This is a genomic window from Streptomyces sp. NPDC002130 (genome assembly GCF_040296465.1).
Lineage (GTDB): Bacteria > Actinomycetota > Actinomycetes > Streptomycetales > Streptomycetaceae > Streptomyces.
On the sequence record NZ_JBEOXI010000047.1, the window covers coordinates 30,725 to 42,738 of the forward strand.

Genomic DNA, 12,014 nt, shown 5'->3' on the forward strand with positions numbered 1-12,014 from the left:
CAGCGGGCCGACGTCAGCTGGGTCGCGGTCAGCGGGGCCGGATCGCGGACGCGCCCTCACCCGGTGCGCGTCGCCGGCCCGCTCTCCCCGGCGGCCCGGAGCGCGGCCACGGTCTCTGCGGCCCCCACCGACAGCGCGCAGACCACCCCGGCCGCGAACACCGCCCAGTGCCCGAGGAACGTGCAGCAGATCACCAGCAGGGCCGTCGTCGGCAGCACCAGCTGCTGAGTGATGCCCCGCTTGAAGTGGCGCGAGTGCAGGGCCCACACCGTGAGCAGGTACAGAGCCGTCGGCAGGGTCACGGCCGCCGACGCCGCCAGCGTGGAGAGGTGCGCCTTGCCGACCGTCTCCTCCACCGCGACCTCCAGCCCGGCCCCGATCGCCGCCGCGGAGGCGAACACCAGGTAGTGGCCGTAGCCCCACAGGAACGCCTGCCGGTTGGATCGCAGATGGCCGTGGATGGGCACCACGAAGTAGATCCACCAGGCCGCGAAGACGATCAGCAGCCCACCCGCCGCGATGGGGAGGAGCTCGCCCAGCGCGTCGCTCTCGTCGATGCCGGACTTCACCGCGACCGTGGCCGCCGCGACCGTCTCGCCGAGCACGATGATGGTGAACAGCCCGTACCGCTCCGCGATGTGACGGGGATGCCAGGACGTGGTGTGGCCCCTCTCCGCGAGGGGCGGCACGCACATCTCCAGCAGCGCCATCACCAGGAACCACCAGGGCCGGGCCCCCTCGGGCAGGAACAGCAGCCCCAGCCAGCCGACCTGGCACGCCAGCACGCCGCCGGTGTAGCGCAGGGCAGTCGTGCGTTCCGGGCCCTCCCCGGCCCGGGCCGCCCGCAGCCACTGCGCCGCGATGGCCACCCGCATGATCGCGTAGCCGAGCCAGACCAGGAGGTACTCGTGCTCCCCGAACGCCCGCGAGACCCCCGCCGCGAGGACCAGCACACCCGCGATCTGCACCAGCGTGACGACCCGGTAGAGCACGTCGTCGTTGTCGTACGCCGAGGCGAACCAGGTGAAGTTCATCCACGCCCACCACAGGGCGAAGAACACCATCGCGTAGTCGAGGATCCCCTGGCCCGCGTGCCCCTCGGCGACGGAGTGCACCAGCTCGATGCCCGCCTGGGCGACGGCCACCACGAAGCACAGGTCGAAGAAGAGTTCCAGCGGCGAGGCCGTCCGGTGCGCCTCGTCGCGGCCACGGGCCCTGAGCCTGCGCAGCGGTCCCCGGCCGCCGGGCGCGCCGGAGGGGACGGGCGGGGGAGCGGGGCTGGACGTCATGCGTCCCAGCACAGCAGAAGGCACGGGGAATTTCTCCGCGACCGTACCCTGGTTGCATGAGTACCGTCCCCGGCCCCGAGCCGCGCGAGCCGAAGCCCGCGCTGGTCTTCGACGACCCGCTCGACCAGCAGTCCTCCGACGACACCGACCGCGGCTGGGGCGAGCGCACCGACTCCGGCGGCAGTGCGGCGGACCTCAGGCGCTTCCTGGACGAGAAGCCGCCCCACCACATCTGAACCGGCCGGGCGGCCGCCCGTAGCGCTCGTCCGGCCGCCCGCAGCGCCGCTACTGCCGGTCGTGTCCCGAGCCGCGCTGGGCGACCAGGGCGTCCCGGATCTCCTTCAGGACCTCCAGCTCGGTCACCTCGATGATCTCCTGCGTGCCCTCCTTGGCCTTCCGGCGGGCCTCCTGCCGGGCCAGGTACTTCGCCATGGGCAGGACCATCAGGAAGTAGACGACCGCCGCAGTGATCACGAAGCTCAGGGTGGCGCCCAGAACGGATCCCCACAGGATCTGGATACCCTGCTCGCCCTTGCAGCTCGAGCTCAGACACGAGCTGTAGTGGTCGAGGTTCTTGGTTCCGATGGCACCGACGACCGGGTTGATGATCCCCTTCACCACGGCGTTCACGATGTTGGTGAAGGCGGCACCGATCACCACCGCCACCGCCAGATCGACGACGTTCCCGCGCATCAGGAAGGCCTTGAAGCCCTGCAAGATGCTCGGCTCCTTCTTCTTGCTCACCTCGGGGCGTCTCCTCACACGAGCAGCTTGTGGAACAAAACGCTCCGCAACCTACGTCAACGCCGGGGCAAGACGGGACCCTGGGTCCCTCAACAGGGCACCGGGGCTCCCCGGGCGTCACCACAACGTCACCGCCAGCCGCCCGGTGGCACCGGCACCGGCCAGCCGCGCCGCGACGGCCCGCGGCACCGACAGCACGACCAGCGCCCCGCTGTCGCCCGCGCCCTCCACCGGCTCCGGCACCTTCGTCACCCTGGCCCCGCGCGCGACCACCCGGGCATCGCCACCCGGCACCGCCCCCTCGGCGGCGATGACGTCGACCCGGTCACCGGGCCGCAGCAGCCGCACGGTGGCCGCGTCGGAGATCCGGACCGGGGCAGTCACCGACCCCGTGGCGCGACGCGGGTGCGCGGGCTGCTGACCGGACATCGTCGCCGTGTGCGCGGGAGGCCGGGCCCGGGGATGACCACGGGCCCCGTCGGCATCGCGCGGACCCGCCGCCACGAGCGCCGTCGCGGTGACCGCGAGTCCGACGGCCACGGCCCGCCGACGGTGCCGGACGAGCCGGCCGGAGCGGTGACCGCCGCGCACGCGTACCGGGTCGAACCGCGGCACCTCTCGGGTCGCGGGCACCTCCGCCCCGGGCGGGCCCGAGGCGAGCGACCAGGAGGGAGAAGAGGACACGACCGAGGAACGAGCGAAGGGCACGAAGACCACCACCTGCGACGAGGGACCGGCTTGCGCTCCCCACGATGAGGCTTCGCGCCACCGCCCGCTCAGGCCTGTGGACCCACTACCGACCTGTGGACAATCCCCTCACCCGAACGGGACGTTCCACCACCGACGCCCCCCCGCCGACCCCGGAACGCCCCGGCCTCGGAACGCCCCGGCCTCGGAACGCCCCTGCCTCGGAACGCCCCTGCCTCGGAACGCCCCGGCCCCGGAACGCCCCCTGCCTCGGAACGCCCCTGCCTCGGAACGCCCCCGGCCCCGCCGCCCTCCGGCTTCGGAGGCCCCAGCCCTGGACGCCCCCCCGGCCCCGAACACCCCCTCGCGCCCCAGAGCCCAAGCCCGCAAGCCCCCTACGGCAGCACGAACCCCGGATCCATCCCGCCCAGCGCGCTCACACACAGACAGTCCCGCTCGCCCTCCCCGGGCAACCCGGCAACCGCGTCGAACAGCACCCCCCGCAGCCGGTCCACGTTCGCCGCGAACACCCGGAGCACCTCGTCGTGCGAGACCCCCTCACCCGTCTCGGCACCCGCGTCGAGGTCGGTGACCAGCGTCAGGGACGTGTAGCAGAGCTCCAGCTCGCGGGCGAGCGCCGCCTCGGGATGGCCGGTCATGCCCACCACCGACCAGCCCTGCGCCTGGTGCCACAACGATTCCGCACGGGTCGAGAAGCGTGGCCCCTCGACGACGACCAGCGTGCCGCCGTCCACCGGCTCCCAGTCCCGGCCGCGCGCCGCCTTCAGTGCGACGGCCCGCCCGGCGGGGCAGTAGGGGTCGGCCAGCGACACGTGCACCACGTTCGGCACCGAGCCGTCGGGCAGTGGCAGCCCGTCGAAGAAGGTGCCGGCGCGGGACTTCGTGCGGTCGACCAGCTGGTCCGGGACCAGCAGCGTGCCCGGCCCGTACTCGGGGCGCAGGCCGCCCACGGCGCACGGGGCGAGGACCTGGCGCACACCGACCGACCGTAGCGCCCACAGGTTGGCGCGGTAGTTGATCCGGTGCGGCGGCAGGTGGTGGCCCCGTCCGTGCCGCGGCAGGAAGGCGACCCGCCGGCCGGCGACGTCACCGAGGAAGAGGGAGTCGCTGGGCGGCCCGTACGGGGTGTCGACCTGGATCTCGGTCACGTCGTCGAGGAAGGAGTAGAACCCCGAGCCGCCGATGACGCCGATCCCGGCGCCTGCCCTGTCCGTCGCGTTCGCCTTGTTCGCCATGCCCGCACCCTAACCGCAGGCGGAAACGCCGAGGACCCCGTCGCCCGGAGGGCGACAGGGTCCCGTAAGAATCAGGCCCTACGCGGCGGTGGTGCTGCTGGAGGAGCTGCCGGTGCTCGACGACGAGCTCGAAGCGGAGCTCGACGAGCCGGAGTCCGAGGACGACGAGCCCGAGGACGAGGTGCTCGACGACTTCGCCGGGGAGCTGCTCGACGAGGAGCCGCGGCTGTCGTTCCGGTAGAAGCCGGAGCCCTTGAAGACGATGCCGACCGCCGAGAACACCTTCTTCAGGCGGCCCTTGCAGTTGGGGCACTCGGTGAGGGCGTCGTCGGTGAACTTCTGCACCGCCTCGAGGCCTTCGCCGCACTCGGTGCACTGGTACTGGTAGGTCGGCACTGTCTTCCTCCTGGCACTCTCACTCGATGAGTGCTAACGACGATCCATAGTGACGTATTCCGGCCGCTCAGTCCACTGCCACCGGCACGCGGTGACCCACGCCACGTGCGACGGTGCGGCCGTTGCCCCGTGCCACCAGCCGGGAACGCAGGGCCAGGAGGGTCACCAGGGCCAGCAGCGTGCCGCCCATCGGCACCAGGAAACCGGCGCCCGACCAGAAGCGGTCCTCCAGCTGTCCGGCGACCGTGACGGCGGCGGCCTGGCCGAGCGCCACCGCTCCGGTCAGCCAGGTGAAGGCCTCGGTGCGGGCACCGGCCGGGACCAGGCTGTCGACCAGGGTGTAACCGGTGATCAGGGCGGGCGCGATGCACATGCCGACCAGCAGGCCGAGCCCCGCGAGGACCAGCACCGAGTGGGCGGCCCACAGGCCCGACGCGGCCAGGGCGAGCGCCGTGTAGCCGACGACCAGGCGCCGCTGCGGAGCCGCCTTCCAGGCGATCGCCCCGCAGACCACGCCGGACAGCATGTTGCCCGCGGCGAAGACGCCGTAGAGGACGCCGTTCAGGCCCGGTTCGCCGATCGACTCGGTGAACGCGGCCAGCGAGACCTGCATACCGCCGAAGACGGTGCCGATGCCCAGGAAGGTCACGATCAGCACGCGCACTCCGGGGACGCGCAGTGCCGAAGCGTGCTCCACGCGCGCGTGCCCGCTGCCGGCGACGGAGGGCTGCGTGCTCTTCTGCGCGGCGAACAGCAGGCCGCCGAGCAGGGTCAGCGAGGCCTCGGTGACGAGTCCGGCGGCCGGGTCGACGGCCGTGCACAGGGCGGTGGCCAGCAGCGGACCGACCACGAAGGTCAGCTCGTCCGTGACGGACTCGAAGGCGGCCGCGGTGGTCATCAGCGGCGAGTCCTTGAGCTTGACGCCCCAGCGGGCCCGCACCATCGGACCGACCTGCGGCACCGAGGCGCCGGTCGGGACGGCCGCCGCGAACACCGCCCAAAGGGGCGCGTCCAGCAGCGCGAGCGCCGTGAGCGTCAGCCCGGACAGTGCGTGCAGCAGCACTCCGGGGACCAGCACGGCGCGTTGCCCGTAGCGGTCGGCGAGGCGTCCGCTGTAGGGCGCGAACAGGGCCATGGAGACACCGGTGACGGCCGCGGCGGCGCCCGCCGCTCCGTAGGAGCCGGTGGTGTGCTGCACCAGCAGCACGATGGAGATGGTCAGCATCGCGAACGGCTGGCGTGCCGCGAAGCCGGGGAGCAGGAACGTCCAGGCGCCGCGGGTGCGCAGCAGCCGGCCGTATCCCGGGCGGGCGGAAGCCGTCGGGTTCTCCGACGCCTTCGAGGTGACCGTGGACGCCACGGCCCGTGCCTTTCTGCCGCCTGGTAGCGCGGCCCCGTAGCGGGCGGCGCCGAGAGCTGTCCTCTTGCGCGGAACTGCGGTAGATGCCGGGGCCCGGTGAGGAGGGGTGTCCCGACCGCCATACGGTCGCGCCAGCTCTGCGTCAGGCAGAGTTGGTTCGATCTGGGTAACGCCTTCATCGTACAGGGATCAACGGCTGCTCTCCTGTGAAAGTGAGCACCATGCCCCTGGGTGCCCTACAAATCCCAAACCGCGCAAAACGCCCTCACTGGCCCGCCCCGCCCGTCCCCAGCCAGCCGGCCAGCTTGCCGCCGTGCCCCACGGCCCGCAGCCGGCTCTCGGTCGCGTCCCGGACGGGGTCTGTGGCGACCACGAGGAGCTCGTCCCCACGCTGCAATATCGTCGTCGGCAGCGGAACGAAGGACTCGCCCCCGCGCACGATGAGGGTGACGGCCGCGCCGTGCGGCAGCCGCAGCTCGGCCACCTCCACACCGTGCATCTTCGATTCGCCGGGGATCGCCACGGACAGCAGGTGCCCGCGCAGCCGCTCCAGCGGCGCCGACTCGATGCCGAGGTCGGCGGCCTCCGAACCGTCGCCGAGCCGCAGCTTGCGGCCCAGCCAGGGCAGCGTCGGGCCCTGGACCAGGGTGTAGACGACGACCAGCACGAAGACGATGTTGAAGATCCGGCGGCTGGCGTCGACGCCCTCCACCATGGGGATGGTCGCCAGGATGATGGGCACGGCACCGCGCAGCCCGGCCCAGGACATCAGGGTCTGCTCCTGCCAGGGCACCCGGAACGGCGACAGGCAGAGCACCACGCTCAGCGGGCGGGCCACCATGGTCAGGACCAGCCCGATGACCAGCGCCGGCACGATGTCGTCGCCCAGCTCGTGCGGGGTGACCAGCAGGCCGAGCAGGACGAACATGCCGATCTGAGCCATCCAGCCGAGCCCGTCGGCGAATCCGCGCGTGGCCGGCCAGTGCGGCAGCCGCGCGTTGCCCATCACCATCGCGGCGAGGTACACCGCGAGGAAGCCGCTGCCGTGGGCCAGCGCGCCGGCCGCGTACGCCACCACGGCGATCGCCATGACGGCGATCGGGTAGAGGCCGGACGCGGGCAGCGCCACGTGCCTCAGGCCCCAGGAGCCCAGCCAGCCCACCGCGATCCCGATGGCCGCGCCGATGGCCAGTTCTCCCACGATCACGCCCAGCAGCGTGTACCAGTGCTCGACCGGACCGGCCGTGGACAGGGACACCACGAGGATGACCACCGGGGCGTCGTTGAAGCCGGACTCCGCCTCCAGCGTGCCCGTCACGCGCGCGGGCAGCGGGATCTTGCGCAGCACCGAGAAGACGGCCGCGGCATCCGTCGAGGAGACGACCGCCCCGATGATGAGCGCCTGCCGCCACTCCAGCCCGATCAGATAATGCGCGGCCGACGCCGTGACCCCGACACTCACCGCGACACCGGCCAGCGCCAGTGCCGTGGCGGCCGGCAGGGCCGGCTTGATCTCCTTCCACTTCGTGCCCAGGCCACCCTCGGCCAGGATCACGACCAGGGCCGCGTATCCGATGACCTGGGTCAGCTCGGCGTTGTCGAAGTGGATGTCGCCCACGCCGTCCTGGCCCATGGCGACGCCTATCCCCAGGTACACGAGCAGGCTGGGGAGCCCGCTGCGCGAGGAGATCCGTACCGCTGCGACGGCGACGAGCAGAACGAGCGAGCAGACGAGCAGGAGCTGGTTGAGGTGGTGAACAGTCAGCGGCCGAATCCTTCCCTGGCCCGCACGCATGCGCGCGTGGGCTCACGTACATCGCACATGAAGCTGTGGCGCAGCGCGCCAACTACTTCGTTACCTTACCTAACTCTTGACGATTTCTTGACGCTTCCGGGGGCAAGATCGAACGTCCGTCCGGGCTTGATCCCGACTCCGCGTCAAGGGGCGGAAGGCCCTGCGCCTATCGTTGCTCCAGCGCTCAGTTAAAAGCACAGCCGAACCTGCCGCTCGCGTTAGGACAGCAAGGACAGCGATGCCCCCCAACACCACCGCCTCCACGGGTCAGCAGCCCGGCAAGTCCGGCAGGAGAAAGGGGCGCAAAGCCCGACTTTTCGTGCTCGTCCTCGTGCTGGCCCTCATCGGGGGTGTGGCGTACGGGTCGTACTGGTCCATCAGTACCGTCCGGGCCTCCTTCCCGCAGACCAAGGGCACCCTGACACTGAAGGGCCTCTCGGGTCCCGTCGAGGTCAAACGCGACGACTACGGCATCCCGCAGATCTACGCCTCCTCCGACGCGGACCTGTTCATGGCGCAGGGGTACGTCCAGGCGCAGGACCGGTTCTACGAGATGGACGTCCGCCGCCACATGGCCTCCGGCCGGCTGTCGGAGATGTTCGGCAAGAGCCAGGTCGACAACGACGAGTTCCTGCGCACCCTCGGCTGGGACCGGGTCGCCAAGCAGGAGTACGACACCAAGCTGTCGGCCTCCACGAAGAAATATCTCCAGGCGTACGCCAAGGGCGTCAACTCCTACCTCCAGGGCAAGGACGGCGAGGACATCTCCCTGGAGTACGCGGCGCTGGGCTTCACCAACGACTACAAGCCGCAGGCGTGGACCCCGGTCGACTCGATCTCCTGGCTCAAGGCGATGGCCTGGGACCTGCGCGGCAACATGCAGGACGAGATCGACCGCGCCCTGCTGACCAGCCGCCTCGGCCCGAAGCAGATCGCCGACCTGTACCCGCAGTACCCGTACAGCCGCAACAAGGCGATCGTCCAGGAGGGCCAGTACAGCGAGCTGGCGGGGGCGTTCGAGCAGGGCGGCACGAGCGGCGCGTCCGGCACCAGCGGCACCTCCGGCGCGAACGGGACCGGCGGCACCTCCACCGGCACGGCGTCCGGCGGCTCCGGCACGGGAGGCACCGCCTCAGGCACGGCGGGCACCGCCTCCGGCGCCTCGGGCACCGCGGGTCTGGACAGCCAGCTCGGCGGTCTGACCCGGGTCCTGGACGACCTCCCGCCGGCCGTCGGCGTGAACGGCGACGGCATCGGCTCCAACTCCTGGGTCGTCGGCGGGGAGTACACCATCACCGGCAAGCCGCTGCTGGCCAACGACCCGCACCTGTCGCCCTCCCTGCCGTCCGTCTGGTACCAGATGGGCCTGCACTGCCGCAGCGTCTCCAGCACCTGCCAGTACGACGTCAGCGGCTACACCTTCGCCGGCATGCCGGGCGTGATAATCGGTCACAACCAGGACATCGCCTGGGGCATGACCAACTCCGGCGTCGACGTCACGGACCTCTACCTGGAGAAGATCACCGGCAACGGCTACCTGTACGACGGCAAGGTCAAGCCCTTCAAGACCCGCGAGGAGACCATCAAGGTCGCCGGGGGCGAGCCCAAGAAGATCGTCGTACGGCAGACCGAGGACGGGATGCCCCTGCTGTCCGACCGCGACGAGGAACTCGTCAAGGTCGGCAAGAAGGCCACCGTCGACACCGCCGCACCGGACAGAGGCGACGGCTACGGCGTCGCGCTGCGCTGGACCGCCCTGCAGCCCGGCACCACCATGGACGCCGTCTTCGCCATGAACAAGGCGAAGGACTGGACCGACTTCCGCAAGGCCGCGTCGCAGTTCGAGGTGCCCTCGCAGAACCTGATCTACGCCGACAACGAGAACCACATCGGCTACACGCTGCCCGGGAAGATCCCGATCCGCTCGAAGAAGGACAACGGCTCCATCCCCGCGCCCGGCTGGGACTCCGAATACCGCTGGACCGGCTACATCCCGCAGGACGCGCTGCCCTACGAGTACGACCCGGAGCGCGGGTACATCGTCACCGCCAACCAGGCCGTGATCGACCCGGACAAGTACCCGTACACGCTCACCGCGGACTGGGGCTACGGCGCGCGCAGCCAGCGGATCACCGACCTGATCCAGTCGAAGATCAAGGACGGCGGCAAGATCTCCACGGACGACATGCGCCAGATGCAACTGGACAACAGCAGCGAGATCGCCCGGCTGCTGGTGCCCACGCTGCTGAAGATCGACCCGGAGAACAAGGACGTCCGCGAGGCGCAGAAGCTCCTGGAGGGCTGGGACTACACCCAGGACGCCGACTCCGCGGCGGCGGCCTACTTCAACGCCGTCTGGCGCAACATCCTCAAGCTCGCCTTCGGCAACAAGCTGCCCAAGGAGCTGCGGCCCAAGGGCCAGTGCCTGTGGGTCGAGCCGGTCAACACCACCGGCCCCGCCGACGAGGCCGAGAAGGTCCGCGAGTGCGGCCAGCGCGACCCCGACCAGGCGCAGCCGGACGGCGGCGACCGGTGGTTCGAGGTGGTACGCAAGCTCATGGACCAGCCGGACAGCGACTGGTGGACGACCCCCAAGGTGGGCACCCGCCCCGCCGCCCACAACCGCGACCAGCTGTTCAAGCGGGCCATGATCGACGCCCGCTGGGAGCTGACCGCCAAGCTCGGCAAGGACATCGACACCTGGAGCTGGGGCCGGCTGCACCGCCTGTTCCTGAAGAACCAGACCCTCGGCACCGCGGGCCCCGGTTTCATCCAGTACGCCCTCAACCGCGGCCCCTGGGAGCTCGGCGGCGGCGAGGCCACGGTCAACGCGACCGGCTGGAACGCGGCCGGCGGCTACGGGGTGGTGTGGGTGCCGTCCATGCGGATGGTGGTGAACCTCGGCGACCTCGACAAGTCGAAGTGGATCAACCTCACCGGCGCCTCCGGGCACGCCTACAGCGCCCACTACGTCGACCAGACCGACAAGTGGGCCGACGGCGAACTGCTGCCGTGGGCCTTCTCGGACCAGGCGGTCGAGAAGAGCACGGCCGACAAGCTGGTGCTCAAGCCGTGAGCCACTGACGCCGGTAGAACGAGCGGCCCTCCACGCACGCGTGGAGGGCCGCTTCGCGTCAGGGCGCCTGCCCGAACCGCCGTACCCCCGACGGTGTCACCACCGCGTGCACCGGCCGGTCGTGCGGCTCCTCCGGGACGTGTTCGACGACCTCGGAGTCGTACAGCAGCACCACCAGGGCGGGATGAGCGCCCGCCCGCTCCAGCCGTGCGAGGACCCGGTCGTACGAGCCGCCGCCCCGCCCGAGCCGCATGCCGCGCGCGTCCACCGCGAGCCCCGGCAGCAGTACGGCGTCGGCGGTGGTCACGGCGTCCGGCCCGAGGCGCTCACCCACGGGCTCCAGGAGGGTCATCCTGCCGCCGTGCCGGACGGGCGCGAGCGAGTCCTCGCCCGCGTACGCGCCCCAGTCGAGGTCGTTGTCGGGCAGCAGGACCGGAAGCAGCACGCGCACGCCCCGGGCGCGCAGGGCGTCCAGGAGCGCGAGGGTGCCGGGTTCACTCCCCACGGAGACATACGCCGCGACCGTGCCGGCCTCCGCCAACTCGGGCAGCTCCAGCGCCCGCCCGGCCAGCGCGGCCGACGTTTCCCGCAGGTCACCCGCCGTCAACCTGCTCCTCACCGCGAGGAACCCGCGCCGCAAACTCCGCTTGTCAGGCTCGCCCGGACGTGCGATAGGCCTCAATGGTTGCTCCCGTACCGTCGCAATACGCTCATATGAGCTCCTATGAACCGGAGCCGCAGATTCCATGCAAAGGCACCGGATAAGGTGGCCGACATGACTCAGCACCCTCGGATCAGCAAGGCTGTCATTCCCGCAGCAGGCCTCGGCACCCGGTTCCTGCCGGCCACCAAAGCCACTCCCAAGGAGATGCTGCCGGTCGTGGACAAGCCCGCGATCCAGTACGTGGTCGAGGAGGCGGTCGCCGCGGGTCTCGACGACGTCCTCATGGTGACGGGCCGCAACAAGCGCCCCCTCGAGGACCACTTCGACCGCAACTACGAGCTGGAGTCGGCCCTCCAGAAGAAGGGCGACGCCGGCCGTCTCGCCAAGGTGCAGGAGTCCAGCGACCTCGCGACCATGCACTACGTCCGCCAGGGCGACCCCAAGGGCCTCGGCCACGCCGTCCTGTGCGCCGCCCCGCACGTGGGCGACGAGCCCTTCGCGGTCCTCCTCGGCGACGACCTCATCGACCCCCGCGACCCGCTGCTGCAGCGCATGGTCGAGGTCCAGGAGCAGCGCGGCGGCAGCGTCGTCGCGCTCATGGAGGTCGCCCCCGAGCAGATCCACCTCTACGGCTGCGCGGCCGTGGAGACCACCGAGGACAGCGACGTCGTCCGGGTCAGCGGCCTCGTCGAGAAGCCCGACCCGGCCGACGCCCCGTCCAACTACGCCGTCATCGGCCGCTACGTC

General features: G+C 71.1%; 11 protein-coding genes. 3 read left to right on the forward strand and 8 right to left on the reverse strand.

Annotated elements, in window-relative coordinates:
* Positions 1-56: 56 nt before the first annotated feature.
* The gene (locus tag ABT116_RS11945) at positions 57-1,289 is read right to left on the reverse strand and encodes a low temperature requirement protein A (protein ID WP_351631280.1); all 1,233 of its coding nucleotides are present in this window, start codon (positions 1,287-1,289) and stop codon (positions 57-59) included.
* 56 nt (positions 1,290-1,345) lie between these two features.
* Between ABT116_RS11945 and ABT116_RS11950 the strand changes: the two genes are divergently transcribed.
* On the forward strand, positions 1,346-1,525 hold the full coding sequence (locus ABT116_RS11950) for a hypothetical protein (protein ID WP_351631282.1): 180 nt from the start codon (positions 1,346-1,348) through the stop codon (positions 1,523-1,525).
* Between the two features lie 49 nt (positions 1,526-1,574).
* Here the strand turns inward: ABT116_RS11950 and mscL are convergent, their stop codons facing one another.
* The 6 genes from mscL to ABT116_RS11980 form a co-directional block, all read right to left on the reverse strand.
* Positions 1,575-2,033 carry a large conductance mechanosensitive channel protein MscL gene (gene mscL, locus ABT116_RS11955; protein ID WP_351631284.1) on the reverse strand — a complete coding sequence of 153 codons (459 nt, stop codon included), beginning with the start codon at positions 2,031-2,033 and terminating at the stop codon, positions 1,575-1,577.
* Positions 2,034-2,150: 117 nt separating this feature from the next.
* Positions 2,151-2,666, reverse strand: a complete 516-nt coding sequence (locus ABT116_RS11960) for a hypothetical protein (protein WP_351631310.1) — start codon at positions 2,664-2,666, stop codon at positions 2,151-2,153.
* 449 nt (positions 2,667-3,115) lie between these two features.
* Positions 3,116-3,976, reverse strand: coding sequence for an S-methyl-5'-thioadenosine phosphorylase (locus ABT116_RS11965; protein ID WP_351631286.1), 861 nt, complete (start codon positions 3,974-3,976; stop codon positions 3,116-3,118).
* A 78-nt stretch (positions 3,977-4,054) separates the two neighbouring features.
* Positions 4,055-4,372 (reverse strand): FmdB family zinc ribbon protein, encoded by a 318-nt coding sequence (locus tag ABT116_RS11970; RefSeq protein WP_351631289.1) that lies wholly within the window; start codon positions 4,370-4,372, stop codon positions 4,055-4,057.
* 67 nt (positions 4,373-4,439) lie between these two features.
* A complete protein-coding gene (locus ABT116_RS11975) occupies positions 4,440-5,732 on the reverse strand; it encodes an MFS transporter (RefSeq protein ID WP_351631291.1) in 1,293 nt (430 codons plus the stop codon).
* Positions 5,733-5,997: 265 nt separating this feature from the next.
* On the reverse strand, positions 5,998-7,527 hold the full coding sequence (locus ABT116_RS11980; RefSeq protein WP_351631294.1) for a potassium/proton antiporter: 1,530 nt from the start codon (positions 7,525-7,527) through the stop codon (positions 5,998-6,000).
* A gap of 238 nt (positions 7,528-7,765) precedes the next feature.
* On the opposite strand from ABT116_RS11980, the gene ABT116_RS11985 reads away from it, so the two are divergent.
* Entirely contained in the window at positions 7,766-10,603 is a 2,838-nt protein-coding gene (locus ABT116_RS11985) for a penicillin acylase family protein (protein WP_351631296.1), read from the forward strand.
* A gap of 58 nt (positions 10,604-10,661) precedes the next feature.
* Here the strand turns inward: ABT116_RS11985 and ABT116_RS11990 are convergent, their stop codons facing one another.
* A complete protein-coding gene (locus tag ABT116_RS11990) occupies positions 10,662-11,210 on the reverse strand; it encodes a 5-formyltetrahydrofolate cyclo-ligase (protein WP_502983858.1) in 549 nt (182 codons plus the stop codon).
* Between the two features lie 168 nt (positions 11,211-11,378).
* Here ABT116_RS11990 and ABT116_RS11995 point away from each other — a divergent pair.
* On the forward strand, positions 11,379-12,014 hold a 636-nt coding region (locus tag ABT116_RS11995), incomplete at its 3' end, for a UTP--glucose-1-phosphate uridylyltransferase (RefSeq protein WP_351631302.1).